The sequence below is a fragment of the Kitasatospora sp. NPDC059827 genome, assembly GCF_042731675.1.
In the GTDB taxonomy this organism is placed as follows: Bacteria; Actinomycetota; Actinomycetes; order Streptomycetales; family Streptomycetaceae; genus Kitasatospora.
The window spans coordinates 101,210-126,911 of record NZ_JBHWIV010000007.1 but is presented as its reverse complement, the minus strand read 5'-3'; the positions used below and the strand labels follow the sequence as shown (position 1 = coordinate 126,911).

Annotated in this window: 27 protein-coding genes; 7 read left to right on the top strand and 20 right to left on the bottom strand. The window is 74.0% G+C overall.

Annotation, left to right across the window (positions count from 1 at the left end):
* Positions 1 to 34: 34 nt before the first annotated feature.
* The 8 genes from ACFV8H_RS06845 to ACFV8H_RS06810 all read right to left on the bottom strand — a co-directional run bounded on the left by ACFV8H_RS06845 (position 35) and on the right by ACFV8H_RS06810 (position 9,618).
* On the bottom strand, positions 35 to 658 hold the full coding sequence (locus tag ACFV8H_RS06845) for a TIGR03086 family metal-binding protein (protein WP_380397107.1): 624 nt from the start codon (positions 656 to 658) through the stop codon (positions 35 to 37).
* A gap of 104 nt (positions 659 to 762) precedes the next feature.
* Entirely contained in the window at positions 763 to 1,518 is a 756-nt protein-coding gene (locus tag ACFV8H_RS06840) for an SDR family oxidoreductase (RefSeq protein WP_380397105.1), read from the bottom strand.
* 133 nt (positions 1,519 to 1,651) lie between these two features.
* Positions 1,652 to 2,380 (bottom strand): class I SAM-dependent methyltransferase, encoded by a 729-nt coding sequence (locus ACFV8H_RS06835; RefSeq protein WP_380397103.1) that lies wholly within the window; start codon positions 2,378 to 2,380, stop codon positions 1,652 to 1,654.
* A gap of 117 nt (positions 2,381 to 2,497) precedes the next feature.
* Entirely contained in the window at positions 2,498 to 3,271 is a 774-nt protein-coding gene (locus ACFV8H_RS06830; RefSeq protein ID WP_380397102.1) for a transglycosylase family protein, read from the bottom strand.
* A gap of 554 nt (positions 3,272 to 3,825) precedes the next feature.
* Positions 3,826 to 4,494, bottom strand: coding sequence for a response regulator (locus ACFV8H_RS06825; RefSeq protein WP_380397230.1), 669 nt, complete (start codon positions 4,492 to 4,494; stop codon positions 3,826 to 3,828).
* A 147-nt stretch (positions 4,495 to 4,641) separates the two neighbouring features.
* Complete coding sequence (locus ACFV8H_RS06820) at positions 4,642 to 6,309, bottom strand: sensor histidine kinase (protein ID WP_380397100.1); 1,668 nt, start codon at positions 6,307 to 6,309, stop codon at positions 4,642 to 4,644.
* Positions 6,310 to 6,345: 36 nt separating this feature from the next.
* Complete coding sequence (locus tag ACFV8H_RS06815) at positions 6,346 to 8,946, bottom strand: SpoIIE family protein phosphatase (protein ID WP_380397098.1); 2,601 nt, start codon at positions 8,944 to 8,946, stop codon at positions 6,346 to 6,348.
* Between the two features lie 135 nt (positions 8,947 to 9,081).
* Positions 9,082 to 9,618 carry a Uma2 family endonuclease gene (locus tag ACFV8H_RS06810; protein WP_380397096.1) on the bottom strand — a complete coding sequence of 179 codons (537 nt, stop codon included), beginning with the start codon at positions 9,616 to 9,618 and terminating at the stop codon, positions 9,082 to 9,084.
* A gap of 152 nt (positions 9,619 to 9,770) precedes the next feature.
* On the opposite strand from ACFV8H_RS06810, the gene ACFV8H_RS06805 reads away from it, so the two are divergent.
* Positions 9,771 to 11,096: a PQQ-binding-like beta-propeller repeat protein gene (locus tag ACFV8H_RS06805; RefSeq protein ID WP_380397094.1), complete on the top strand. Its 1,326-nt coding sequence runs from the start codon at positions 9,771 to 9,773 to the stop codon at positions 11,094 to 11,096.
* Positions 11,097 to 11,191: 95 nt separating this feature from the next.
* A complete protein-coding gene (locus tag ACFV8H_RS06800; RefSeq protein ID WP_380397092.1) occupies positions 11,192 to 11,827 on the top strand; it encodes a uridine kinase in 636 nt (211 codons plus the stop codon).
* Here the strand turns inward: ACFV8H_RS06800 and ACFV8H_RS06795 are convergent.
* Together ACFV8H_RS06795 and ACFV8H_RS06790 are read right to left on the bottom strand one after the other, a co-directional pair.
* On the bottom strand, positions 11,775 to 12,695 hold the full coding sequence (locus ACFV8H_RS06795; RefSeq protein ID WP_380397090.1) for a DNA-formamidopyrimidine glycosylase family protein: 921 nt from the start codon (positions 12,693 to 12,695) through the stop codon (positions 11,775 to 11,777). The genes ACFV8H_RS06800 and ACFV8H_RS06795 overlap by 53 nt on opposite strands.
* A 64-nt stretch (positions 12,696 to 12,759) precedes the next feature.
* Positions 12,760 to 13,212, bottom strand: coding sequence for a universal stress protein (locus ACFV8H_RS06790; RefSeq protein ID WP_380397088.1), 453 nt, complete (start codon positions 13,210 to 13,212; stop codon positions 12,760 to 12,762).
* Positions 13,213 to 13,360: 148 nt separating this feature from the next.
* Here ACFV8H_RS06790 and ACFV8H_RS06785 point away from each other — a divergent pair, with 148 nt between their 5' ends.
* The gene (locus ACFV8H_RS06785; RefSeq protein ID WP_380397086.1) at positions 13,361 to 13,756 is read left to right on the top strand and encodes a hypothetical protein; all 396 of its coding nucleotides are present in this window, start codon (positions 13,361 to 13,363) and stop codon (positions 13,754 to 13,756) included.
* A 54-nt stretch (positions 13,757 to 13,810) separates the two neighbouring features.
* On the opposite strand, the gene ACFV8H_RS06780 is transcribed toward ACFV8H_RS06785, so the two are convergent.
* The 3 genes from ACFV8H_RS06780 to ACFV8H_RS06770 all read right to left on the bottom strand — a co-directional run bounded on the left by ACFV8H_RS06780 (position 13,811) and on the right by ACFV8H_RS06770 (position 17,005).
* On the bottom strand, positions 13,811 to 14,785 hold the full coding sequence (locus ACFV8H_RS06780) for a zinc metalloprotease (RefSeq protein WP_380397085.1): 975 nt from the start codon (positions 14,783 to 14,785) through the stop codon (positions 13,811 to 13,813).
* 114 nt (positions 14,786 to 14,899) lie between these two features.
* The gene (locus ACFV8H_RS06775) at positions 14,900 to 15,463 is read right to left on the bottom strand and encodes an AAA family ATPase (RefSeq protein WP_380397083.1); all 564 of its coding nucleotides are present in this window, start codon (positions 15,461 to 15,463) and stop codon (positions 14,900 to 14,902) included.
* Positions 15,464 to 15,778: 315 nt separating this feature from the next.
* Positions 15,779 to 17,005, bottom strand: coding sequence for a helix-turn-helix domain-containing protein (locus ACFV8H_RS06770; RefSeq protein ID WP_380397081.1), 1,227 nt, complete (start codon positions 17,003 to 17,005; stop codon positions 15,779 to 15,781).
* A 335-nt stretch (positions 17,006 to 17,340) separates the two neighbouring features.
* Between ACFV8H_RS06770 and ACFV8H_RS06765 the strand changes: the two genes are divergently transcribed.
* Entirely contained in the window at positions 17,341 to 17,700 is a 360-nt protein-coding gene (locus ACFV8H_RS06765) for a hypothetical protein (RefSeq protein ID WP_375884324.1), read from the top strand.
* A 245-nt stretch (positions 17,701 to 17,945) separates the two neighbouring features.
* Here ACFV8H_RS06765 and ACFV8H_RS06760 read toward each other — a convergent pair whose 3' ends face one another.
* Positions 17,946 to 18,872, bottom strand: a complete 927-nt coding sequence (locus ACFV8H_RS06760; RefSeq protein WP_380397079.1) for an LLM class F420-dependent oxidoreductase — start codon at positions 18,870 to 18,872, stop codon at positions 17,946 to 17,948.
* A 142-nt stretch (positions 18,873 to 19,014) separates the two neighbouring features.
* On the opposite strand from ACFV8H_RS06760, the gene ACFV8H_RS06755 reads away from it, so the two are divergent.
* Entirely contained in the window at positions 19,015 to 19,368 is a 354-nt protein-coding gene (locus ACFV8H_RS06755) for a DUF6401 family natural product biosynthesis protein (protein ID WP_380397077.1), read from the top strand.
* Between the two features lie 316 nt (positions 19,369 to 19,684).
* On the opposite strand, the gene ACFV8H_RS06750 is transcribed toward ACFV8H_RS06755, so the two are convergent.
* Complete coding sequence (locus ACFV8H_RS06750) at positions 19,685 to 20,491, bottom strand: hypothetical protein (RefSeq protein ID WP_375884318.1); 807 nt, start codon at positions 20,489 to 20,491, stop codon at positions 19,685 to 19,687.
* A gap of 223 nt (positions 20,492 to 20,714) precedes the next feature.
* On the opposite strand from ACFV8H_RS06750, the gene ACFV8H_RS06745 reads away from it, so the two are divergent.
* Positions 20,715 to 21,539, top strand: coding sequence for an alpha/beta hydrolase (locus ACFV8H_RS06745; RefSeq protein WP_380397075.1), 825 nt, complete (start codon positions 20,715 to 20,717; stop codon positions 21,537 to 21,539).
* Between the two features lie 288 nt (positions 21,540 to 21,827).
* Here ACFV8H_RS06745 and ACFV8H_RS06740 read toward each other — a convergent pair whose 3' ends face one another.
* The 4 genes from ACFV8H_RS06740 to ACFV8H_RS06725 all read right to left on the bottom strand — a co-directional run bounded on the left by ACFV8H_RS06740 (position 21,828) and on the right by ACFV8H_RS06725 (position 23,872).
* Positions 21,828 to 22,169 (bottom strand): hypothetical protein, encoded by a 342-nt coding sequence (locus ACFV8H_RS06740; protein WP_380397073.1) that lies wholly within the window; start codon positions 22,167 to 22,169, stop codon positions 21,828 to 21,830.
* A 54-nt stretch (positions 22,170 to 22,223) separates the two neighbouring features.
* Positions 22,224 to 22,427 carry a hypothetical protein gene (locus tag ACFV8H_RS06735; protein WP_380397071.1) on the bottom strand — a complete coding sequence of 68 codons (204 nt, stop codon included), beginning with the start codon at positions 22,425 to 22,427 and terminating at the stop codon, positions 22,224 to 22,226.
* 511 nt (positions 22,428 to 22,938) lie between these two features.
* A complete protein-coding gene (locus ACFV8H_RS06730; protein WP_380397070.1) occupies positions 22,939 to 23,412 on the bottom strand; it encodes a hypothetical protein in 474 nt (157 codons plus the stop codon).
* A 31-nt stretch (positions 23,413 to 23,443) separates the two neighbouring features.
* Positions 23,444 to 23,872 (bottom strand): SDR family NAD(P)-dependent oxidoreductase, encoded by a 429-nt coding sequence (locus ACFV8H_RS06725; RefSeq protein WP_380397068.1) that lies wholly within the window; start codon positions 23,870 to 23,872, stop codon positions 23,444 to 23,446.
* 155 nt (positions 23,873 to 24,027) lie between these two features.
* Between ACFV8H_RS06725 and ACFV8H_RS06720 the strand changes: the two genes are divergently transcribed.
* The gene (locus ACFV8H_RS06720; protein ID WP_380397066.1) at positions 24,028 to 24,246 is read left to right on the top strand and encodes a TetR/AcrR family transcriptional regulator C-terminal domain-containing protein; all 219 of its coding nucleotides are present in this window, start codon (positions 24,028 to 24,030) and stop codon (positions 24,244 to 24,246) included.
* Between the two features lie 22 nt (positions 24,247 to 24,268).
* Here ACFV8H_RS06720 and ACFV8H_RS06715 read toward each other — a convergent pair whose 3' ends face one another.
* Positions 24,269 to 25,537, bottom strand: coding sequence for a (5-formylfuran-3-yl)methyl phosphate synthase (locus tag ACFV8H_RS06715; protein ID WP_380397064.1), 1,269 nt, complete (start codon positions 25,535 to 25,537; stop codon positions 24,269 to 24,271).
* Between the last annotated feature and the right edge of the window lie 165 nt (positions 25,538 to 25,702).

Here is a 25,702-nt window from a genome sequence, read left to right as displayed (position 1 = left end):
CTGACCCACCGGCCGCGGACAGCCGCGGTGGACCCTATCCACCGGTGCCCGCCGCGGGGTCGCGGCCGAAGAAGGCGGCGAGCCGGTCGTACGCCGGGGCGTCCGGTGGGGCGGGGACCTCGGGGGCGAAGGCGTGGTGCTCGGCCTCCTCGCCTCGGTACTCGGGTTTGAGGGCGCCGTGCGCCCAGTCGAGCGCCGCCTGCGCGACCTCGTGGTCGAGGCCGGCCGTGGACTGGCCGGTGGCGTGGGCCAGGTCCCAGGCGTGGACGGCGAATTCGGTGGTCTGCTGGTCGACCGGGAAGCGGGCCGGGAGGGTGGCGCCGCCGGGGAGGTCGACCGTGCCGGTGAGGTCCCCGGCGGCGCGCCAGGCCTCGACCAGCCGCTCGGCCCCGGCCTCGAAGGCGTGCAGCCAGTCCTCCTCGACCCGGTCGAAGGGCCGGCTCCAGTCCGGCTGCCCGCCCTCGGCCCGGAGGGTGAACTGCCCCAGGTCGTGCAGGAGATGGCTGATCAGGTCGCCGACGTCCCAGGAGCGGCAGGGGGTCGGGTGGCCGGCCAGTTCGACGCCGGTGCCGTCGATCAGCCCGGCGGTCTGGGCCAGGGCCCGGGCGAGCAGCCCGATCGGGTCCACCGGGTCGGCCGGGTCGTCCACCGCGGTCATGGCACACCTCTCGGTCGGGGGGCGCACGGGTCGTGCCGGGCGATCGTAAGCGCGGTCGCCGACGACCGCCCGGCACGACACCGCCACCCCCGCCGAACGGGAGGTCAGGCGGCGAATCCGCCGTCCACCGACAGTTCCGCACCGGTGACGTAGCGGCCGTCCTCACCCACCAGGTAGGAGACGGCGCCCGCGACCTCCGCCACCGTGCCGTAGCGGCCGAGGGCGACGAAGCCGCGCTGGAAGTCGGCGGAGTCGCCGTCGGCCGGGTTCATGTCGGTGTCGATCGGGCCCGGGTGGACCAGGTTGGCGGTGATCCCGCGCGGGCCGAGCTCCCTGGCCAGCGCCTTGGTCAGGCCGATCAGCGCGGCCTTGCTGGTCGCGTAGAGCGCGGCGCCGGGGAAGACGACGCGCTGGGCCACGCAGCTGCCGATGGCGACGATCCGCCCGCCCTCGGTCAGGTGCTCGACGGCCGCCTGGGCGTACAGGTACGGCGCCCGGACGTTCACCTCCAGCACCCGGTCGAGCTCCTCCAACCCGACCTCCTCGATCGGCCCGCCGGCGCCCACGCCGGCGTTGTTCACCAGGATGTCCAGCCGTCCGAACCGCTCGGCGACCGAGGCCACCGCGGCGCGAACCGCCGCCGGGTCGGCGCTGTCGGCGCGCACGGCCCAGCCGGTCCGCCCCATCGCGGTGATCTTGGCGACCACCTCCTCGGCCCGCTCGGCCGAGCCCTGGTAGGTCAGCGCCACGTGGGCGCCGTCCTCGGCCAGCCGCAGCGCGACCGCGGCCCCGATCCCCCGGCTGCCGCCGGTCACCAGGGCCACCTTGCCGTCGAGCGCCGCAGCACCGTTCATCGTCATGTCTTCGGATCTCCTCGTGCACCGTGTTCCGATCGCGTCCCGGCCGTGGGCCCGGCCGGCGTTCCGCTCTCGGTGTGTGAGTCGATCCTGATCCGGATCCCTTGACGTCTCCGGCGGTATTCAGACGTTGCGTTCAACGTTCAACTACAGCGTTCGCCCACGACTCCGCGCGCCCCGGGGGCACGACCGCCCGCCGGTAGTACGACCCGACCGCCGGCTGCCCGGTCCAGTTCGGCCCGGCCGCCGGGTCGGCGCCCACGTACGCGAACGGCAGTACGACCGACCGTCCGCCGTCCAGGAGCAGCAGGTGACGGCGCGCGCGGTACTCGAACCCGGCCGCCCGCAGCGCGGCGAGCACCGCCCGGCCCGCGCCGGAGCCGTCGGGGCGGCGCACCGACTCCGGGTCGAAGTGGGCGGCGAAGCGGCCGTCCGGGGCCAGCCAGGCGGCGGAGCGGGCGATCGCGCCGAGCTGGTCGCCGAGGTAGTGCAGGCCGTGCACACAGGTGATCAGCTGGTACGACCGCTCGGGCACCCAGTCCGCGAGCGCCGCCGTCACCAGCCGCAGCCGTGCCCCGGCCGCCAGGACGGGCGGCGGGACCAGCGGTCCGACCAGGTCCACCCCCGTCAGCTCGGCGCCGGCGGGCAGCGCCCCGGCCGCCTCGGCCAGTGCCCGTCCCTCCCCGCTGCACAGGTCCAGCCAGCCGGGCGCGGCGCCACCGTGCTCCCGGAGCCAGGCGGCGGGGTCGAAGCCCAGCTCGCGGGTGTAGCTGTTCACGCCACCGAGTCCGCGTTCGCGGTTCATGGTGCTGTTGGCCACCACGGAGGAGGCGCTGAGCTCGCTGTCACTGATCAGTCGGACCATCAGACGACCTTACTGGTGCAGGGCTCCAGCGAACCCGATGCGCCAGGACCCCGAACGCGCCGGGCGGCCACCCCGCGCAGGGGTGGCCGCCGGATCGCGTCGCAGCGTGGTGGAGCGTCAGACGGTCAGCGTCTGCCCGGGGAAGATCAGGTCCGGGTCGGCGCCGATGGTGCGGGCGTTCTTGCCGTACAGGCCGTCGGTGTCGACGCCGAACTTGGCGGCGATGTCGCTCAGCGTGTCACCGCTGCGGACGGTGTACTCGCCACCGGTGGCGTTCTTCGCCGCCGCCGGAGCGGACTGCGCCGGCTTGGCCGACGGGCGGCCCTGCGGGGCCTGCGCGGCGTGCGGCTGCGCCTTCGGGGCGGCCGCCTTCGGAGCCGCCTGCTGCGCGGCCTTGGGGGCCGCCTTCGCGGACCGCTTGGCCGGCTTGGCGGCGGGCGCCGCCCGGTCCGCGGCACCCGAGCCCGCCGAGGTGTCGACGGCGGCCGGGGCGCCGCCCTTGCTCAGGCCCGCCTTCTGGGAGCACACGGGCCAGGCCCCCGGCCCCTGCGAGGCGAGCACCTTCTCGGCGACGGCGATCTGCTGCGCCCTGGTCGCCTGGTTGGCCTGGGGGGCGTACGCGGTTCCGCCGTACGCGGCCCAGGTGGAGGGGGTGAACTGCAGTCCGCCGTTGAAGCCGTTGCCGGTGCTGATGCTCCAGTTCCCGCCGCTCTCGCACTGGGCGACGGCGTCCCAGGTCGAGGAGGGTGCGGCGGAGGCCGAGGTGGCCGTGACGAGGCCGGCCACCGGCAGGGCCGCGACGGCGGCGCCCGCGACGACCGCCATCCGCAGGCGGTTGCGCTTGCTGGTGGTGGTCTCGGTGGCAGCGGCGGTCTCGTGACGGGAAGTCATGAATGTCCTCTCGGCAAGCCCCGGGCGGGCAGGCGGAACCAGGCCCGGGACACGGGCCGGTCGGTTGCGCTCACCTCGCTCGTCGGGCGGCCGGGCACGTGTCGGACGTGCCGTGCCGCCCCGGCCACCTCCACTCGCCGACGGCCCGTTCGGGCCGGTCTCGTCGGCGGGCACCGCCCTCGCGCCGGGGGTCAGTCGGCGGGCCGTGCGTCGGGGTGAACCCGGGTGGCGCTCGTTGCGCCGCCAAGAAAGCTAGGGGCACATCCGGGGCTCAGCAAGCAATTCTTGGTTCTCGCAGGTCAGTTGACTGTTACCGGCGGTATCGATCAAGAAAAGGCGCCCGGTTCGACCAGGTTTGACCGCATTTTAAAGATCGAACGATCAATTTCCGTGCCCGCGCTCACATCTGTCCGTTCGTGGACTCCCGCACACCATCGACCGTCCGCAATCGGAAAATGACGGACCGTCACCAGTCCATCCGGAGTTCCCGATTCGGACCGCCGATTGAGTGGCATCCGTCACCGGCGACACCCACCGCGACCACGCGACCCCGCTCAGCTACGGCCGTCGAGCTCCGCGTCCCGCGCCAGCAGCGCCGCCTGGACCCGGTTCTCACAGCCCAACTTGGCCAGGATCCGGCTGACGTAGGTCTTCACCGTCGCCTCGCTCATGTGGATCCGGGCCCCCGCGTCCGCGTTGGACAGGCCCTCCCCGAGCAGCGCCAGCACCTCCAGCTCACGCCCGGTGAGCACCTCCAGCCGGCGCCGCGCCTGCGCGCTGCGAGCGGCCGCCGAGCCGCTGCGCCCGGCGGCCAGCGAGTCCACGATGTGCCGGGTGGCGGCCGGGGAGAGGAAGGCGTTCCCGCCGGCCGCGGCCCGGACGGCCTGGATCAGCTCGTTCGGCGCGGTGTCCTTGAGCAGGAACCCGGCGCCGCCCTCGGTCACGGCGCGCAGGACGTTCTCGCGCTCCCCGAAGGTGGTGAGGATGATCGCCCGTGCGCCGGGCGCGACCCTGCCGAGCTCCCCGAGCGCCGTCAGTCCGTCCATCACCGGCATCTGGATGTCCAGCAGGACGACGTCCACCCGGTGCGCCCGGGCCAGCTCCAGCGCCTGCCGGCCGTCGGCGGCCTCCGCGACCACCTCGATGTCCTCGGCCGACCCCAGGATCATCCTGATCCCGGCCCGGATGAGCGGCTCGTCGTCGGCGACGAGGACTCGGATCACGCTGGTCATTCCCCTCGAACGGTGGTGCGGCTGGAACTCCATCCTCACATCCCGGCCGCACCCGCCTCCCGCCCGGGGCCGGGGAAGCGGGCCGGCGCGACGGACCCCGCGCGACGGACCGGCGCGGCCCCCGACGGAACGGCGGCGTCAGCCGGTCACGTACTCCACCTTCTCCACCAGCACCCCGCCCTTGAAGCAGAACCGGGCCACGTGGTTGTCCGACCAGGAGTCGCCCTGGCCCTCCTTCGCCAGCGAGTACCAGCGGCAGTGCGAGTCCTCCGGCCGGGGCGGCCCGGCGGACTGGAAGTCGGAGGTGAAGAAGTCGTTGCCGGGCGGGAGCTGCTTCAGCACCTCGCCCCGCGAGTCGCCCACCCGGATCTGGTCGTAGACCGACTGCCGCACCGTCGAGTCGCTGGCGCCCCGGACGAAGGCCACCACTCCCCAGGCCACCAGGCCCGCCACGACCAGCGTCACCGCCCCCACCCCGGCCGCGCAGCCCAGCGCCGGGCGGCGCCGGCCGTCCTCCGCGCCGTCCACCGGCGGCAGCCCGCCGGCCGCCCACTCCTCCTCGGCCGTCAGGGCGGCGGCGCCCTCGGCCTCCGCCCCCTCGTACGGGAGGACGGCGGCCAGCCGGAAGCCCTGCTCGGGCGTCGGGCCCGCGTGCACCATGCCGCCGACCAGCCGGGCGCGCTCCCGCAGGCCGGTCAGCCCCTGCCCCCCGCTCACCACCGGCCCCGCGCCGGCGCGCGCGCCCACGAGCTCCGGCGCGCGGGGGTTGGTCACCTCCACCACCAGCGCGTCGGGCTCGTACCGCAGCGCGACCGCGATCGGCGCGCCGGGGGCGTGCTTGTGCGCGTTGGTGAGCGCCTCCTGCACGATCCGGTACGCCGCGTGGTCGACCGCCGCCGCGAGCGGCCGCCGCTCCCCCTCGACGCAGAGCTCCACCACCGTCCCGGGCGCCCGGGAGGACTCCACCAACCCCTCGATCCCGTCGACCCCGCCGCGCGAGCCCGCCGGCCCCGGGGCGCCGACGACCGCGGGCGGCACCGCCGTCGACTCGTCGTGCAGCACCCCGACCACCTCGCGCAGCTCGCGCATGGCCGCGACCGCCGCCTGCCGCAGCACCCCGACCGCCTCCCGCTGCCGGTCGCTGAGGGTGCGGTCCACCTCCAGCGCGCCCGAGTGCACGGAGATCAGCGCCAGCTGGTGGCCCAGGCTGTCGTGCATGTCCTGGGCGATCCGGTGCCGCTCCCGCAGCCGGGCCTGGTGCACCACCATCGCCCGCTCGCGCACCAGCTGGTCGTTGCGCTCGCGCAGCGCGTCCAGCAGGGCGCGGCGCTGCGCCCGGTAGCGGCTGTAGAGGGCGGGCAGACCGGCGAAGACCAGGAAGACGCCGAGCGACAAGCCGATGATCAGCTTGGGTGAGTACGAGGCGCCGTCCTTGAGCATCCCGAACATGGAGAACATCAGGTAGCTCAGCACGAAGGCGCCGACCAGTCGCCACACCCGGCCGATCCGCGCCCCGGCCACCCAGCCCGCGCACACCAGCAGCGGGAACGGCCCGAGCGACCAGCCCGCCAGCGTCCCGGCCAGCACCAGCACCGTCGCCGGGAAGCCGCGCCGCAGCAGCCACAGCGCGGCGACGGCCAGCCCGAAGGGCACCGCCAGGTCGGTGGCGGCGACGAACTCCAGCAGGGCCGCCAGCACGCCCATCAGCAGGGCCGCCACGGCCTCGCCGACCACTCGCCGGGGGCGCCAGGGCCCCGGGAGCGCCGTCCGTACCACTGTCGACCAGGCCCGTGCGATTGCTTCCACCCGTCGAGGCTAACCGGGCGGCCGCCCCGGCCGCGGTCACCCTTCGTCGCCGCCCGGGCCGACGAAAGTCGCCGTTCCGGCGCCGCCCGGGCCTCCGCCCACCCCGCCGTCCGTCCCGCCGTCCAGGCCGCCCACGCCGCCGTCGGTCCCGAAGGCCGTGAGCAGCAGCGCCACGTCGTCCACCCGCCCGGTCGAGCCGACCTCGCGCAGCAGCCGCTCGGCGAGCTCCTCCAGTGCCTCCCCCGCCCGCCCGTGCGCCAGCGCCGCCCGCAGCCGGTCCACCCCCTGGTCGATCGCCAGCGCCGGGTCCTCCACCAGCCCGTCGGTGTAGAGGGCGAGCAGCGACCCGGGCCGCAGCCGCAGCTCGCTGACCGGGTACGCCGCCCCCTCGTCCACGCCCAGCAGCGGCCCGCCCGGCACGTACAGCGCCTCGGCCCGTCCGTCCGGGTGCCGCAGCACCGGCGGCAGGTGGCCGGCCCGGCCGATCCGCACGGTGCCGTCGGCGGGGGTGAGGCGCACCAGGCAGCAGCTGGCCAGCAGCCCCGGGTCGAGGTCGAGCAGCAGCCGGTTGGTGCGGGCCAGCACCTGGCCGGGCGGCTCGCCGCCACTGGCGAACGCCCTGACCGCGCTGCGCAGTTGGCCCATCGCGGCGGCCGCCCCGACGCTGTGGCCCTCGACGTCGCCGATCACCAGGGTGAGGTCGTCGCCGGTGACGATCGCGTCGTACCAGTCGCCGCCGATCTCCATGCCCTGGGTGCCGGGGAGGTAGCGGGCGGCGGTGCGGATGCCGGGCACCTGCGGGAGCCGGTGCGGCAGCAGGGCCTGTTGCAGGCCGCGGGCCAGCACGAACTCGGCGTCGTACAGCCGGGCCCGCTCCAGGGCCTGGGCGATGAAGCCGCCGAGGCCGGTGAGCAGTCCGCGCTCCTCGACGGTGAAGGGGTGCGCCCGGTCGAAGCCGAGGATGCAGCTGCCGACGGGGCGGCCGGAGGCGATCAGCGGCAGGAAGGCCCAGGCGCCCATCTCGTCCAGGGCGAGGCCCGGGTAGGCGGCGGCGAGCTCGCGCACCGACTCGAAGAAGATCGGGGTGCCGGTGCTGAGCGCCTCCGCGCCGGGGACCCGGGCGTCCAGCGGGGTGCCCTCGAAGCCGTCCAGGAAGCCGTCGGGGTAGCCGCTCTGCGAGACCAGGTGCAGCCGCTGCTCGCGCACCCCGTAGATGGCGAGCTCCTGGCCGCCGAAGGCCGGCAGGATCTCCTCGGCCACCGCCCGGCAGACGTCCCGCACGGTGACGGCCTCGGTGAGCGCGCTGGCCAGCTGGAGCAGGTGGTGGGTGCTGCCGACGCCGCCCGTGCCCGCACCGCCCGTGCCCGCACCGGCCGTGGCTGCGGGCGGCGCCAGGGCGGTCGGCGGCTCGGCCGCGCCCGGCGGGGCCTCTGCGGCGACCATCCGGACGGTGACGCCGTGCGGGTCGGGGTAGAGCGAGAAGGCGAGCCAGCCGTCCGGCGGGCGGACGGCCAGGAAGGCGGTGGGCTGCTGGGAGAGCAGGGCGGCGCGGTAGCGGTTCTCGTAGAAGGGGTCGGCGAGCCAGGGCAGCACCTCCCAGGGGTGGTGGCCGACCAGCTCCTCGGCGCCGGCCCCGAGCAGCGGCTCGGCGGCCCGGTTGACGTAGCTGATCAGGCCGTCCGGGTCGAGCGAGAGCAGGCCCTCGTGCAGCCGCTCGACGGCGGCGGCGGCCGCGGTCAGGGCGCGGACGTCCAGGACGGCGCCGACCAGGTGGGTCCCGCCGTCGGAGATCGCCCCGGGCACCCGGGCCCACAGCTCCACCGGGTACGGGCGGCCGGCCGGTCCGAGCACCCGCACCCGGGCCGCCAGCACCTCGCCGTGCTCCAGGGCGGTGCGGGCGGCGGCCCGGAACTCGGGCACGTCGCCGGGGGCGATCCGGCCGGTCAGGCAGCGCACCGTGCCGTCGAACTCACCGGGCCCGAAGCCGAAGATCTCCCGGAACTGCACGTCCGCCGCGAGCGCGCCACTGGCCACGTCCCAGTCGAACAGCCCGACCCGGGTGGTCACCGCCGTCGGCGGCGACAGCTCCACCACGGCGGCGTCCCCGGCCGGCTCCACCGGCTGCCCGGCCGCCGCCACCCCGGCCAGCCCGGCGCCCAGCCGGGAGGCGACCGCCTCCGGCCGCCCGCCGTCCCCGTCCGGCACCCCGTCGTCCGAGGCGGGCCACAGCACGCTGAGCACCCCGAACCGCTCCCCGCCGTGCCCCACCGGCACGCAGGCGGAGACGAAGTCGTACGGCAGCCCGACGGCCAGCTGCGGGAAGCGCCGCACGGTGTCCTCGGAGTCGGACAGCGTGACGGTCCGCCCGGTGCGGAAGCAGACCGCGACCGGCAGCGGCCCGGCGGCCGCGACCCGGCGGAACGGACTCATGATCGACAGCGGCACCCCGGCGAGGGTCCGCAGCACCAGGGACCGCCCGTCCCGCGAGCGCAGGTGCACCATCGCCCCGTACGCCGCGGTCGACGCCAGCACCTCCCGGACGGCCTCCGCCAACAGCTCGTCCCGCGCGTGCGCCGCCTCCGGGCCCGCCGCACGGACCGGCTCGGCGTCCCCGCCGGTCGGCCGCGGATCGCGCATGCTCCCTTGCTACGTCCGGCCCGGAACCGTGTCAAGACGAGCCCCGCCCGCCCCGGCCGGCCCACCGGCCCCACCCGCCCCGGCACGGACGCCCTCACCCGGCCGAGCGAACCACTCCACCGTGCAGGTGACGCGCTACGGCAGATCGGTGAGGTCGACCTCCACCGGGTACGGCACCGCGGCCTTCACCAGTCCGGTGAACACCTCCCCGGCCCGGTACACCCGGCTCGCCTCGTCCAGCAGACAGGTGTGGACGACCGCCACCCGGCCCGCCGCTTGCTCGACCCGCCAGTAGAAGGGAATTCCGGCCTTCGCGTACTGGTCGGGCTTGACCACCCGGTCGGTGGTCTCCGAGCCCGGTGAGACGACCTCGACCAACAGCAGCACGTGCTCCGGCCTGGCCGGCATCTCCTCGACCGTTTCGGCCCGGTAGACCACCACGTCCGGGCGGCGGTTGTCGAGCGGCACGTCCCGCAGCCGCAGGTCGAAGCCGCAGTCGGCGTTCCAGTCGGCCCCGCCCGCGTCGTCCAGGGCGTTCGCCACCAACCGAGCGATCCGGTTGTGGCGGGCCGAGCGGCTCGGACGAGCGACCACCTCCCCACCGACGATCTCCACGTCGGCGCACTGCTCCTCGGTCCAGCCGTCGTACTGCTCGGCCGTCGCGGTGGACATCCTCGGGCCTCCTGGGCGGGCCGGTACTCGTTGGGTCGGGCGCACCAGCCTAGTGCGGCCACGGTCGTGGCTTGGGATGGTTCGGGGACTGTTCGATATCCTCCCCGGCAGGTGGTGGCACGGTGGCCGCCGGGGGTGGGAGTGAGGACCGGATGAAGTCGCCCGAGGGGCCGGTGCAGGACGCCGCCTGGCAGTGGGACGGGGAGGCGGACGGTGCGGACGCGGTGTCCGGGGACGTGCTCGGCGGTGGGGGTCCGGACGGTGACGGCCCCCGGCTGAGCCGGCGCGGGCTGCTGATCGGGGCCGGGGTGCTGGCGGCCGGCGGGGCGGCGTGGGCGCTGGGCCGGGTGGAGGGCGACGGTTCGACGCCCTCGCCGTCGCCGAGCCGGCCGCAGCCGACCGCGCTGTCCGGGCCGACGCCGCTGTGGACCTACCGGGGCCCGCAGGTGATGACCCCGGAGCGGCTGCTCGCCGCGCCCCAGGGGCCGGCGTTCCTCTCCAAGGCGGGGTGGCAGGCCCTCGACCCGGGCACCGGTCGTCCCGGACGGCTGCTGGTGTTCGACCCGCCGGCACCCAAGGGCTGGCCGAGCGACCTGGAACTGCCCGCCGGAAAGATCGCGGTCTGGCGCGACTACCTGTTCACCGCCACCTCCCGCGGCCATCTGGACGCCCACCACCTCACCGACCCGGCCGCCGACTGGAGCCTGGCGCTGCCCGAGGAACTGGACGGGGACGTCCAGCTCACCTGCCTGAGCGCGGGCGTCCTCTACGGCTGCCTGTTGAGCTGGCCGCGCTCGGACGCCTCGGCGCCGAGCAGCCGGATCTTCGCCGTACGGCTGGACCAGCGCTCCCTGCTCTGGTCCGTCGCGGTCGACCACCAGGAACGGCCCGTCGCCGCCACCGCCCCCTACAACAAGAACCTGCTGGCCTGCGTCCGGTCGACCGGCGAACGCATCGAGCTGGTGGTCCGGGACGCCACCACCGGCGAGGAGGTGTCGACCGCCGCCGTCACCCAGGACTTCGGCTGGTGCGTCGCCTCCGGGACGAGCTTCCTCGTGCCGGACAGCAACGGCGGGGTGTACCTGCTGGGCCCCGACGGCAAGCCGGCCTGGAACCACACCGCCGCCCGGGGGGAGTCCTGGCGGGCCCTGCCGCCCGTCCCGGACACCGTCCGGGTCTTCGTCCTGCGCAACGACGGCGTCGTCACCTGCCTCGAAACACGGACCGGCGCGGTGCTCTGGTCCGTCAAGCTGCCGTTCCTGCTGGACAACCGCAGCCGTCCGCTGGTCGTCGGCGGCACGCTGTACGTCCCCGGTCCGGCGGCGGGCGGGGTGGCGGCGATCTACACCGCGACCGGCACCCCGGGGTGGACCTTCCACGACTCCGGCCCCGGCAAGGACGTCTGGAACCTGGCCGCCGACGACTCCCGCCTCTACGCCGGCCACGACGACGTCCTGCACGCGCTCCCGCTGACCTGAGAGCGCGATCCTGAACCGCTGACCTGAGAGCGCCGGCCTGAACCGCTGACCTGAAACCGCTGGGCCGGGAGCGCCCCGGGCGGCAGGATGTGCTGGTGCAGGTACACCCGATCTCCCCCGACAAGCTGGCCGAGCTGCTCGCCGACCGGATCACCGAGCTGCCCGGCGCCGGCGAGCGGTGGCTGCGGGTCGCCGTGGACGGCGCCGCGGCCGCCCGGCCCGGGCTGCTCGCCGACGCCCTGGTGGAGCCGCTGCGGCTGCGCGGCCGCCCGGCGCTACGGGTGTCGGCGGTGGACTTCCTGCGCCCGGCCTCGATCCGGCTGGAGTACGGCCACCGGGACGCGGACGCCTTCCACGACCTCTGGCTGGACGACGGCGCCCTGTTGCGCGAGGTGCTGGACCCGCTGGAGCCGGGCGGCACCGGTCGGGTGCTGCCCTCGCTGCGCGACCCGGCCACCGACCGCTCGACCCGCGCCCCGTACGTCCAACTCCCGCCCGGTGGCGTGCTGTTGCTGGACGGCGCCCTGCTGCTCGGCCGCTGGCTGCCGCTCGAACTGAGCGTCCACCTGGCGCTCACCCCGGCCGCGCTGGCCCGCCGCACTCCGGCGGACGAGCAGTGGACGCTGCCCGCCTTCGCCCGCTACGAGGCGGAGACCGGGCCCGCCGAGGCCGCCGACCTCACCGTACGGGTAGACGACCCGCGGCACCCCGCCCTGGTCGAGCGGACCTAACGGACCTGGCGGGCGCGGCAGGCGCGCCGGATGTTGCGGACGTTCCGGCCTCAGCGGCTCTGGCAGCCGGGGCGGTCGGGGCCGGCCCGCGCTGGCAGTACGGGCACCAGAACACCGCCCGGTCCCGCGGGGCCTCGCCCTGGCGCCCGGTCAGCACGGGCGTGACGCAGCGCGGGCAGGGGCGGCCCGCCCGGCCGTAGACCCAGTGCCGGTAGCCGGGCCGGGTGTCGCCGGTGGTGATGTGGCCGGGGCGCAGCTTGTTGGCCTCCAGCATCTGCCGGGCCCGCTCCACCAGCCGGTCGGGGTGCGGCACTTGTCCGACCTCGGTCCACGGGGTGACCCCGGCGACGAAGCACAGTTCGTTGGCGTACACGTTGCCGATCCCGGCCAGGTTGCGCTGGTCGAGCAGGGCCTCGACGAGCGGCCGGGCGGGGCGGGCGAGGATGCGGCGGACGGCCTCGACCGGGTCCCAGTCGGGGCCGAGCAGGTCGGGGCCGAGGTGGCCGACGGCCCGCCGTTCGTCAGCGGTGCGCAGCAGTTCGACGACGGGCAGCCGGTAGCCGACGGCGGTGCCGTGCTCGGTGCCGAGGACGGCGCGGATCTGGAAGGCGGGGCCGCCGGTCCAGCGCTCGCCGGGGCGGTAGACCTCCCAGTGGCCGTCCATCCGCAGGTGGGTGTGCAGGGTGAGCCCGCCTTCGAGGCGGGTGAGCAGGTGCTTGCCGCGCGGGCGGACCTCCAGCACCCGGCGCCCGGCGAGCGCGGCGGTGGCGTGCGCGGGCACCCGCAGCTCGGCGCTGGTCAGCTGCTGACCGGCGAGGGCCTCGTGCAGCCGGGCCGCCACGCGGTAGATGGAGTCACCTTCTGGCATGTCTCCATTCTGGTCCGCGCGGCGGCCCGGTGCGGCACCGGCCCCTCGCCGCTACGCGCCTCGGCTACGGGGCCTCGACCTGGCCTTCCCGCACCACGACCACGGGGCAGGGCGCGTGCTCCGTGACGTGGCGGCTGACCGAGCCGAGCAGCACGCCGGAGAAGCCGCCGAGACCGCGGCTGCCGACGACCAGCAGCGCGGCGCCCTTGGCCGCCTGCAGCAGGGCGCCGGCCGCGTTGCCGGGCATCACGCTCTCGCTGATCGGCACCCCCGGGTCCGTGCCGACGGCCTTGGCGACGCTCTCGGCCAGGGTCTGGCCGGCCAGCTCCTCGGGATTGAGGGACTCCCCGGTGGGGACGGCCGTCCCGCCCCAGCCGTAGAAGGCGGGGTACTCCCAGGCGGTGACGGCGTCGACCGTCCCGCCGACGGCCTTGGCGTAGTCGACCGCCCAGCGCAGCGCCTGCTCCGAGGCGGGCGAGCCGTCGACGCCGACGACGATCCGGGTGTTGGCACTCATGCGGTTGCTCCTTCGGTCACTCCTGCTCGGAACCAATCGTCCGAACATAGATCAAATCGGGCATGCGCCCGGTAGTTGCCACGCCGCACCCGGCGTTCCGCATTCAATTCGGGTGCCGCCGACCGGCGCCGCCAGCGAGAATGACCCCATGCCGAGCAAACCGCGCCGCCGCGCCGGCGGCTTCGCCGAGGTCATCGCCGAGGTCGCCGCCACCCTGCCGCCCGCCGACGGAAGCTCCGGACCGCACCGCCTGACCCCCGTGGCGGCCGGCGGCTTCCAGGACGCCCGCGGCTGCTACTGGCGACTGGCCCGCGGCCCGCTGGACCGGCGGCTGGCCAAGCGGCTGGCGGCCGGCGCCGACGAGATGACGCTGGGCGGCTGGGACGGCTGGCACGAGGACTTCCCGGAGGCGCTGGTCCCGGTACTGCTGACCCCCGAGGAGCGTCCGGCCGCCTGGCTCAGTGCGCTCGCCGAGGACCACCACGCGTACGAGTTCCGTGCCGCCGACGGCCGGACGCTCCTCTACCTCCACATCTGCTGCTGACCGGCCTCCCGCCCCGGCCCGCGGCCGACCTCGATCGACCTCGGCCGATCCTGGTCAACTGCGGTAGGCAGCCCAGGAGTTGGACATCCGCTGGGCCTGCCCCGGGGTGAACTGGGTCATGCAGGAGTCGTAGCTGTAGTCCATGAAGTTGTGGATCGGGTCGAGCCCGCCGCCCGGGCAGGTGTGCCGGCCCTCGGGGCAGCCGTAGGCGGCGCTGCGCTCGGGCGGGGTGTCGTCCACGTAGTCGCCCGGGGGAAGGCAGCCGCCCTGGAAGGTGTGGAAGAGGCCGAGCCAGTGACCGGTCTCGTGGGTGGCGGTGTTGCCCTCGTTGTAGTGGGTGGCGGGGCCGCCGGGCAGCGAGTCGTCCAGGACCACCACGCCGTCGTCGACCGGGTTCGAGCGGTAGACGTCGGGGAAGGTCGACCAGCCGAGCAGGGACTGGCCGAGGTGGGCGGTGTAGAGGTTGAGGGTGCCCGCGCCACCCTTGCGCAGGGCACTCTTCATCGAGCGCTCGGCGGCGGAGCCGGGGGTCATGCCGGAGTACCAGCCGGCGTTGTCGGTGTAGTCGGTGCCGGCCAGGTCGAAGTGGAACTGAGTGGGGGCGTTGCCCTCGCCCTGGCCGCCGTAGGAGGCGTTGAGGTGGTCGATCTGGGCGGCCACCGCACCCTCGCCCAGCCGGCCGGCGTCCCCGGAGTGGATCACGTGGACGTACACCGGGACGGTGGTCGGTTCGGCGGCCAGCGGGACGTGGACGGGGCCGATCGCGGCGAGCCGGTGCTCCAGGTCCGCCTGCATCGCCCGGGCCCGGTCGGCACTCACGGCGTTCGGGTCCCGGCCCGCCTGACTGCCCGCCGGCTTCCGGGCGGAGGGGTCGGCAGCGGCATCGGCGGCAGTGCCGTCACAGACGGCCGCCACCGTACGGTGCGGGGCCGGGGCGGCGAACTGGCTCAGACCGGCCGCGGCGACCAGCGCGGCGGCGCAGGGGAACAGGCGGGGGGCACGCGAGCGCACCCGGGCAGTACGGCGCATCAGCGCTCCTGACGGGGAGATGACCAGGGAGGGGGCGGGGGGAGATGACGGGGCATCGGCCGCGCCTCGGGCCCGCCCACCGGCGACCGGCGCCCGGCGCGGACCCGCCCGACACTACGGCGCCGAGAAGTCGATCTCCCGCAGGGCGCGCGCGGCACCCCGGTCGAGTACCACGGCCGACGCACAGCCGACCGGCGGTCGCCCCGCCCCGAGCAGCAGTCCGCGCAGCCGGGCGGCCGCGCCCCGGTGCCGGGCGAAGGCGTAGCGCGAGACCCACCGGCCGCGCCGCTGCTGACCTGCCCGGGCCTCCCCCGGGTCCACGTCGAGCAGCAGCAGGTGCACCCGGCGCCCCTGCCGGGCGGCGGCCCGTACCAGCCAGGACCGGACGAAGGGCAGCGTGCCGCAGTCGTGCACGGCCAGCGGCCCGCCGTCCAGCACCGCCCGGCGCAGCCGACGGTAGTGCGCGAGCCGGGCCAGCGGACGGTACAGCGCGTATGGGAGGCGGCCAGGCAGCCGGGACGCGTACTCCTCGCGGACCAGCTGGGAATCCACCAGCGGGGCGCGGACACTGCGGCGCATCAGGGTGCTCTTCCCACTGCCGGGCAGCCCGGTGACGACCAACAGGTCACCGGCGGGATAGCGCAGCACGGCCGGCCCGGAGCCGCGCAGCTCGTGCACACCGGCACGGACGATCCGATCCGCGCCCGTCCGGCAATCGGCAGCGCGGTCCTCGACACCACGGTCCTCGGCAGCGCGGGGCGGCGGCACCCGTGGCGCCGCCGCCCGCGGTATTCGTGTCCCCGTCACCGGCCCTCCGCCCGCCGCTTCCACTCGCGTTCCCTGCCACGAGCATGGCGTATGACCAAGAACGAGTAAAGACCCGTGGTCAGGGCGGGTGCCGAGACCTCGACGGAGGCCCGGCGGCGGCCAGGCCCCGTCCGGCCGATCCTGCCGGACAGGGCCTGGTGAGCTGGTTCGGGGGTCGGACCGGTCCTACTGCAGCACGGCCAGAACCGCGCCCCACTGGGCGGTCGTGGCTCCGGCGAGGGAGCAGGGGCCCGGCGTCCGCACGAGCCGGTAGCCGGTCGTCAGCCAGTAGGACGACAACTTCACCGTCGGCAGGTCGGCCCAGCCGGGCTCGAACAGCGGGCCGGTGCCGCTGTTCGAACCCACGGCGCCGACGAGGAGCTGGCCCGCCCGGCAGGTGGGGCCGGTGATGCCGAAACTGGTGCCCCCGGACTCCCCGAGGCCGGTCGCCCGAGCGGCCACGGAGTGGATGTCGCGGTATTCGTCGACGACTACGTGGTACTTACTGGCGGTGACGTAGGTGACCGCCAGGTGGTCGGCGGTCGAGAGGGCGGCCACGTCGAACGCGGCGAGGATGGCCACGCGGTGGTGGCGGGTGTCGAACACGTCCGCGACCAGCTGGTAGCGGCTGCCGCGGCTGTCCGTGACGGTCAGTGGGGCCGGGCAGGTGGACGTCAGCATGATCGACACGACGAGTGCGTCGCCCGCGGCCACGTTCTGGGTGATCGGGACCGCGGCGCTCGTGCCGGTCAGGATGTGAGCCTCCGCGCCGGGGCGGCCGACCCAGGCCGGTGCGCCCGGTGACTGGCCGGCCGGTGCGGGGTCGGCGGCGTCCAGGGCCCGCTGACCGTGGGCCGCGAGCGGCTGCTGGACGCCGTCGTCACTGATCGCGTCCTGGCACTGCTGCGCTGCGGTCACCTCCCTCTGGGCGGAGGCGGGGCTGCCGACGACGTAGCCGGTGACGGCGCCTATGACGATGCCCGCCAGCAGGGCGGCTCCGTGGGACGCCACCCCACCGCGCCGCCCGAACCACCTCCGTCTCGGCACGGGCGCGGGCCGGGGCGAGCTGGTCGCGCCGAGCGCCTCGGCGGGTCCGGCGGGTCCGGCGGGCTGCTCGACCGGGTGGTCCGCCTCGTGGGCGGCGTCGGGCGGGAGGCGGCCGGGCCCTCTCGCCGGGTTCGCCGCTGCGGCCCAGGCCCGGCGCCACTCCGCCTCGTCGCCGCCGCAGGCCTTGACGAACTCGCGCACCACGGGCCAGGTGGGTAACCGCCGGCCGGCTATCGCTTCGTGCAGGGCGGAGTGCGAGACGATTCCCGACGTCCTGGACATCGTCCGGAACGACGGATTGCCGGCGAGGGCCCGCAGTTGTCTCAAGCGGTCGAGGAACTCGGCAACGTCGTCCTCCTGGCCCATTACGCCCTCCCGTCTGCCCCCGGTGACAGGTGGGACGGGCCTTGCCCGTCCACGCCTGTCCAGACATGTCAGGTTGTACCGGAAGAACATGGTCGCGCGCGTGTGAACGAGCAAACTCGTGATCGCCTCCCCGGCCGGGCCCCCACCTGCGCCGCTGCGCCGACCGTGGGGAGCCACCGGGCGTCCGGGTCTGTCGTCCGGTGTCCGCTGTACGGCGCCGGGGCTTTCGGACGGGCCGTCGGTGCGGATGAATGAGCGCCGGCGGGCCGAACCCGGGCGAGCGGGCAAACGCCGACGGGCTCCGTCTCCACCCCCAGCTACCAAGGGAGAGAACCTTGCACGCGAAGAAGATCCTTGTCGCGCTCACCATCGCCGGCGCGACGGTGCTCGGTGCGACAGGCACCGCGTCCGCGTCCTCCAGCGGCTCGGACAGCGCCAGCAGCAGCCACGGCTCGTGGTACCAGGTCTACGCGAACAACAACGTCGTCGGCTGGCACGTCAACATCGGTGACACGGACGAGGAGTTCTACATCACCGCCCAGGACGTCTGCGGCAACTACTACTCCTTCAACTGGAACGACAAGTACCAGTCCGGGTACAACAACGCGTGGTGGACCTTCTCGTGCACCCTCTCGTGGGCGCACCTGTACCCGACCGACAACGGCAGCCAGGACGGCCGGACGGTCTCCCGGTAGTCCACCAACATGCGCGGGTGACCCACGACTTCGTCCGGATCGGCGACACGGACGAAGTCGTGGTGCTGGACCCGGTCCGACGGCCCGCCGGAGCCTCCGGCGGGCCGTCAGTGGACCGGCGGCAACGTCACTGCGGCCCAGGACACCTCGCTCACGCCCCGGACCGCAGCCGTTTCCCGGAAGTCGGTACGCACGGCAACCCATGAGGCGCCGAACCGGCTCCGAACCGACTCCGAACCAGCTCGCTAGCCGAGCTGCGGGGCCACCTGTGCGGCGACCAGCTCCAGGTGGTCGAGGTCACTCAGGTCGAGCACCTGGAGGTAGGCCCGCTCACTGCCGACCGCCGCGTACCGGCCGAGCTTCTCCACCACCTCGCCCGGGGTGCCGGCCAGGCCGTTCTCCTTGAGCTCGGCCACGTCGCGGCCGATCACGGCGGCCCGCCGGGCCACCTCGGCGTCGTCCCGGCCGACGCAGAGCACCAGGGCGTTGGAGTACACCAGGTCGTCGGCCGAGCGTCCGGCCTGCTCGACGGCGGCCCGGACCCGGCCGAACTGGGCGGCGGTGTCGTCCAGCGAGGCGAACGGCAGGTTGAACTCGTCGGCGAACCGGGCGGCCAGCGCCGGGGTGCGCTTCGGCCCCGAACCGCCGACCAGCACCGGGATGCGCTCCTGGACGGGCTTGGGCAGCGCGGGCGAGTCGGTGAGGGTGTAGTACTCCCCGGCGAAGTCGAAGGTGTCGCCGAGCTTGGTCCGCCACAGTCCGGTGATGATCTCCAGCTGTTCCTCCAGCCGCCCGAACTTCTCCTTCGGGAACGGGATGCCGTACGCGGCGTGCTCGGCCTCGTACCAGCCGGCGCCGAGGCCGAACTCGACCCGGCCGCCACTCATCGCGTCGACCTGGGCGACCTGGATCGCGGTGACGCCCGGCAACCGGAAGGTGGCGGCCGTCATCAGGGTGCCGAGGCGGATGGTGCTGGTGTCGCGGGCCAGGCCGGCCAGCGTGATCCAGGCGTCGGTGGGGCCGGGCAGGCCGTCCACGTCGCCCATCTTGAGGTAGTGGTCGGAGCGGAAGAAGGCGCTGAACGCACCGAGCTCCTCGGTGGTGCGGGCGACCTTGAGGAGGGTGTCGTAGCTCGCGCCCTGCTGGGGCTCGGTGAAGATGCGGAGGTCCATGCGGGCCATTCTGGTACGGACCACCCGTTCGGGAACACAGGGAACCGGCCATGCCACGGAACGTTCCGAAGGTGGCCAAGGTCTCAGCACGGAACCGTCACAGCCCGGCTCGCCACCACGGCGGTTCGCCTACCGTGGACGGATGTTCGCGACCCCCGACGAGTCCTTCCGGCGCTCCCCCGACGAGCCGGCCGGCTGCCCGCTGCCCGGCATCGTGGCCGCCTTCACGCCCCGGCTGGCCGAGTTCGCCTTCGAGCCCGGTTTCGTCGCGGCCGTCGACCAGCACGCGGCGATGCTGCGCGAGCTGCTGTACGCACAGGGCGCGGAGCTCGCGCCCCAGCCGCTGGACCGCGAGGAACTGTCGGACTACGCGCTCGGCTTCCTGGACGCGCTCACCGAGATCGGCTGGCGGGAGCCGGTCGGCTACGACTATGCCGTGACCAGGCTGACGGCGATCTGCTGGCTGGTGCGTGACCAGGGCCTGCTGGAGGTCTGATCCGAGGGGGCGGAGGCGGCCGGGGGGCGGGCGGAGCCGGTGGACCTGGTCCACCGATCGCGCATCGCGGCATCGCGGCATCGCAGAGTCGCGGGGGAAGTATGCAGACCGGTCTACAGGCTTCTCTGAGCCTGTAGACCGGTCTACCTATCTCGTGCCGAGCCCAATGGATATGTAGACCGGTCTAGAGATCTCCCATCAGGCCAGGTGGGCCGGGTAGGCCAGGTAGGCCAGATACGCCGGGCGTACCGGATGTACCGGATGTACCGGATGTACCGGGTGCACCGAGAAGACCAGCCAGACCCCGTAGACCGATCTACCGATTCTCACCCGGGTCGATCCCCGGCGCCGGCGGGTTGCCCGGGCCGGTCTGGGTGGTCGGGCGGATCGGCTGGTTGGCCAGCGCGTCCGAGCGGCCGGCCTGGTAGGCGGTGCCGCGCAGTCGGGCGGTCTCCTGCTCCGCGCTGTCCAGCCACCGCTCCCAGCGCTGGCGCATCGGCATGATCAGACCGCCGCCGACGCCGACCACCAGCACCCCGGTGACGGTGGCCAGCGCCGCGATCAGCACCGGCCCGGTGATCGCGGTCGCGATCCCGGCCTGGCCGAGCGCCGCGATCACCCCGAGCGCCACGATGAACGCCCAGGCCACGGTGGAGACGGTGCGCCCGTACGAGGCGCCGGACAGTGCGTTGCCGACGATGTCGCGCACACCGTTGGCGATGGCCATCGCCACCACCACGATCGCGACCGCGACGATGCCCCTGGGCAGCCAGGCGACGATGCTGTGGATCATCACGCTGATCGGGTTCGGCCCGAAGACGCCGAAGGCCAGCTGGAGCGCCATCAGCAGGACCGCGTAGTAGACGATCTTGCAGATGATGCCGGTCATGTCGTACTTGGAACCGCTCAGGTACCGGGCCATCCCGGCCCGCTCGGCGACCTTCTCGGAACCGACGCGGCGCAGCACGCGGTCCAGGATCCGGGCGATCGCCTTGGCCACGAACCAGCCGATGGCGAGGATCACCAGGAAGGCGATGAACTGCGGGACGACCTTGGCGATCTTGCCCCAGGCCTGGGTGAAACCCGACCCGAAGTCGACGGAGAGTGCGAGCTGCTGAGCCACGGAGTCCTCCACTCGATGACACGGCGCCACGAGCGGCGCAGGCGACCCCCCACCCTTCGTGGATAGCAGCACCCCACCCCGACCGCGCGCGCCGGAATGTCCGGGATGGTTCCGTCGGGTGAACGGTCCCGCCGACCGCACGCGTACAGTGGCGGTCCGGGCCGACGGGGGCGGGGGCCACGGACTGCGGATCGACGGTGACGGGGCGGGACGGAGCTGGACTGTGCTGGACGGTGCGAAGGTGAACGGTGGCGGTGCGGGCCCGGGTGCCACCGCGGGCGAAGGTACGGGCGCGGGTACGAGTACGGGCCCGGGCACCGGTGCGGCCGCGCACCGGGCGCTGCGCTGGCAGGTGCGGCCCCCGGTGGCCCGGGCGGCCGTCCTGGTCCTGCACGGCGGTGAGGAGCACAACCTCGCCCGGCCCCGCCGGTTCAACCTCCCGCTGCTGCGGATGCACGGCTTCCTGCGCGCCCTGGCCCGGGAGACCGCGGGCCAGGACGTCGCCGTCGCCACCGTCCGCTACCGCCACCGGGGCTGGAACGGTGCCCGCGCCGACGCCGCCCGGGACGCGTCCACCGCACTCGACGAACTGACGGCCGCGCTCGGCCGCGTGCCCACCGTCCTGGTCGGCCACTCCATGGGCGGCCGCGCCGCGCTGCGGGCCGGCGGGCACCCGGCCGTCACCGGCCTGGTCGCCCTCGCCCCCTGGTGCCCGGCCGCCGACCCCTGCGAGCAGCTCGCCGACCGCGACGTCCTGCTGCTGCACGGCGACCGCGACACCGTCACCCTGCCCGCCGACACCCACGCCTTCGCCGCCCGCAGCCGCGCCGCCGGCGCCCGCGTCTGCGGCTACACCGTCACCGGCAGCGGCCACGCCATGCTCCAGCGCATCCCCGACTGGCACCGCGCCACCACCCGCCTCACCACCGGCCTCCTCGGCCTCCGCCCCCTCCCGGCCGAGACCGCCTCCGCCCTGGCCCTCCCGCCCGCCTCCCCCGAGGCCCTCACCCTCCCGCTCCCCCGCCAGCCCCGCACCGCCACCCCCTGACCCCGGCGCCCCACGCCTTACCGCCGGGGCCGCCCTCGGCCCAGAGGGTGAGACTGGCCTCGGTACTGGTGGGCTCGCGTATTCAACTCGAGCAGTCTGGTCCCGCATCTCCGGGACGACGGTCTTGATGCCGCGTTTGGCGCAGGTAGGCGCGGTTGGCACGGGACGAGTAGGCCTAATAGGCGTTGAGGGCTGGGAGTTGGATCAGCTCTGACAGGGGCCGAGCGAGACGCCGTGCTGATCCCAGCGATCAACGAGTGGCTATGACCAGCAGGGCCTCGACAACCCCTACTGGTTGGCTGGCCGTGGTTCACCGGAGTATCGGTCCAAGCTCGCCTTCGAGCGCCGTTGTTGCTCGAACCAGTGCACGTAGCGCGGTGGGGCGTCGCGAAGATCGATGCTGAGTGGGTACGGGTCGAATTCGTCCAGGAGCAGCTTGCGGAGGAATTCGACCATGCCGCAGGGGAACAGGGTGAAGTCGTCGCGGGTGTGGCGGCCACAGACCAGGACAGGCCAACGGTCTGGGTCAGGGTCGGTGGTCAGCCAGCAGAGGATGTCCGGGCCAGAGGTGACGCCCCAGGCGAGGATGTGGTCCGGGTCGATGTCGAGGCCTTCCTGGCCGTCCAGCATCTCCCAGGTGTAGCGGGCGTTCTCCGTCTCCTCCTCGAAGGTCCCGGGATCCCACTAGATGTACTCCTTCGGCAGCGGCATGAGGATGCAGACTTCCGCAAACGAGCCGGCACCGTACACGGACATGAAGGCCATGTAGTCCCGCGGGAGCCGCGTGCCCCACCGCGTCTCCGCGGCCGACCAGTCGATCCCCTCGTCAGTGCCAAGATCTGGAGGAAGGATCTTGGCCAGCGCTGCGATGCCCGTTGGGTCTTCCACGGCAATCCCTTCGATCAGGTCGCCGAGAGCCTACGAGGGTGGACTGACAACGAGCACAGCGGAGTCAGATGTTCTTGTTGGCTGTCACCAGCACGTTCCCAACAGACCCTTGGCCGCCCCGGCGGACGCGGCGGCACCGGCCCCGGCGACGAACTTCGCAACGGCACCCTGCCGGACGCGTCGATCGGCTGGCTCAAGACCGACTTCTTCAAGACCGAGCTCGAACTCGGCCGCTGTCTCAGGCTTCCCGTGGAGGGCCCCTGCGCGTGCGACCTCTACCTGACCTGCCCGACGTTCGCCACCACGCCCGGGTACGCGCCACGACTGCGGGCGCGACGCGAAGTTGAGCAAACCCTTGCCCGCGACGCCGCCGAGCGCAGCTGGGACCGCGCGGTCGAACGCCACCGCTGCACCGGCGACCGTATCGACAGGCTCCTGGTCGACCTCGAACAGCCCAGCAGCACCGAAGCGGAGGCCGGACACCCCAGTGCTCGGTCACACCACCAAGCCGCTACCGGAGTAGTCCCCGCTCGTCGATGAACACGGTGGGCTCCGACAAGAAGACATCGGCGGTCACGGGGCCGTAGGCGACATTGAAGGTATCCAGCCAGTACGACCAGTCCTGCATCCCCGCCGCACTGCTGAAACGGTAGTTGAGCTGCCAACGGACCCACTGTCCGGGGACAAGACGCACAGCCGGGGGACGCCGCGGCCGAGGCGGTACGGCGAACAGCGGCTGCACTCGGGGAAGGACCCGCAACCGTCCGTCGACCTCGCGAAGCTGGACATCGACCTTGCTCAGTTCTTCCAGGCCGCCACTGGGCTCGAAGCCGTCACGCTCATGCATGCGGACCACGTGCGCCAACGAGGACGGCGCGTTCGGGACGGTGAAGCCGACCGGGGCCGCGTTCCTGCGAGCCGCAGCCTCTCCTCCCCGGGACCGCTTCGTCCAGGACGTCCGTATCCACTGGACGGTGATCTCCACGGCCTCCACCCCTGCCACTCCATCGAAGATCTCACACTACGTGGGCACCATCCGGCGCGGCCCGGGACGGGCCCGCCCGGTCGGTCGGTCGGAGGAGGAAGCCGCCGGAGACCTCGATGCGCTGGGCGGTCATCCGGCGCAGGCCCTCCGACGCCGGCGTGGCGATGGCGCCGCCGATCTCCTCGGGTTCGCCGACTCGGCCGAGCGCGGTCTGTCCGGCCAGCCCCTGGCGCATCCCGGCGTCATCCCGCATGGCACCGCCGTTGAAGTCGGTGGCGGTCGGCCCCGGGGCGATGGAGTTGACCCGGATGCCTCGGGGGCCGAGCTCTGCGGCCAGCGTGCGGCTCAGAGCTTCGACGGCGGCCTTCGAAGCGGAGTAGACCGACGTCGCCGGACTGGTCCGGCGAGTCAACGACGACGAGACGTTGACGACCTGGGCGCCCTGCGCCAGCAGCGGCACGAGCGACTGGATGAGGCGGCCCTCTTCGAGGCCGTCGTCACCGAGTCCTGGCAGCGTGACACTGCGGACACCGTCGCCCGCCCCAGGCCGGAGACCCGCGCTCCGGCCTGACCTCCATCGGCCACCGCTACGCCGACCTGATCGGCCGGCCCGGTATGACGGCCCTGTTCCGCATCGTCATCGCCGAGGTGCCCGGCTTCCCCGTACTGGGGCAGATGCAGTTCCAGCTCGGCGAGCTGCCCTACTTCACCTCGGTCCAGCGCTACTCGGAGTCGGAGCACGAGGCCGGCAACGCCGACGTCCCGGATGCCGAGAGCGCCGCCGCCCAGCGCTGCAGGGGGTTCGCGGAGCCGCGAGTGTGCGGGGCCCGGTAGCCGTCGTCCAACGATGGCGGGATCAGGTGAGCGGGGTGAGGTCGCCGTGGGGGGTGGTGAGGTAGGCGGGGAGGTCGGGGTGGCGCTTGAGGAGGGTGGCGAGGTCCTCGGTGCCGGCCATCGGGGGTGGTACGAGGAGGTGGCCGTGCTGCTCGGGTGGGACGAGTCCGCGGACCAGGGACCGCTGGACGGTGCGGTCGTGGCGGGTGGCGCGGCCGGTGCCGCCCTCGGGGTCGCGGACGAGGGCGCTGACGCCGCCGCGGGCGGAGAGCTGGTCGAGGTCGGGGACGAGGCGCCAGAGCTGCTGGGCCTGGTGGCTCTGGAGGGAGCCGGCCAGGTTGGCCTCCAGGCCGTGGGCGTGGCAGAGGTCGACGAAGTAGCGGACCTCGTCGAGGGTGAGGATGCCGGCCCGGGCGAGGCCGTGGGCGTCGGTGTCGTGGCGGTCGAGGTCGACCAGTTCGGTGCTGCCGGCGGTGGAGACCAGACCGATCCGGGCGACCTTGAGCAGGATGCTGGTGTCGAGCATGATCGCGTCCGCACCGGCCGCGGCGCTCGCCTCGACCATCGCCCGGATCGCCGCGCGGTCGGTGCGGCGGGCCCGGGTCAGGCCGTAACGGTCGTGCGGGAAGGGCTCGGTGACCGCGACGTGGGTGCCGCGGGCGGCGTCCGGGAGGGCGCCGGCGGCCTTGAGCGCAGCCTCCTCGGGGCGGCCGGGCAGCCCGAGGGCGTCCGCGTGGTCGGCGAGGTCGAAGGCGCCGGGGGCGTCCGGGGCGCAGGGCTGGTACTCGCGCAGGCCGACCAGGGCGCGGCGGACCTGCGGGAGGGTCTTCCGGGTGTCCCACAGGTCGAGGTCCTGGGCGAACAGCACGGCCATCACCCGGGTCGCCGACAGGCCGTCGGCCCTGCGGACGGTGGCGACGATCTCGCGCAGCACCTCGCCGGCCTGATCCGCCGTCATGCCGTCCAGGCCGACCTTGACGATCCCGCACGGGTGCACCCGGGTGCCCATCGCGAGGGCCACTCCGAGGGCGGCCTGCGCCGCCTTGCCGACCTGCTCGTAGGCCGACTTGGCCAGGGCCAGGCCGTTGTCGGCCCGGCGGAAGAGGAGTTGGTCCTCGCCGATGTTGGTGCTCAGCTGGACGGGCAGTGCCCGGCGGGCGGCGAGCACCGCGTCGGCGATGTCCATGATCCGCCGCGGCTTGATGGTGCCGAGGGCGCTGCGCGGGTCCTCGCTGTCGATGATGCGGGCACCGCCGAGCACCGCCTCGCGTGCCTCCTGCGGTCCGAACACACTGACCAGCAAACGCCGATCCGCTTCCATGGAACCCACCCCTCCGATGGTCTGCCGGGAATCCTCGGGCACGTTAGCGAGTGGTGGGCATGGGGCACCTGTGTCGTTCACTCGTTCGGATGAATCTGTTCCGATCCACCCCGAGTCCGGAGCCCGGAGCCCTCA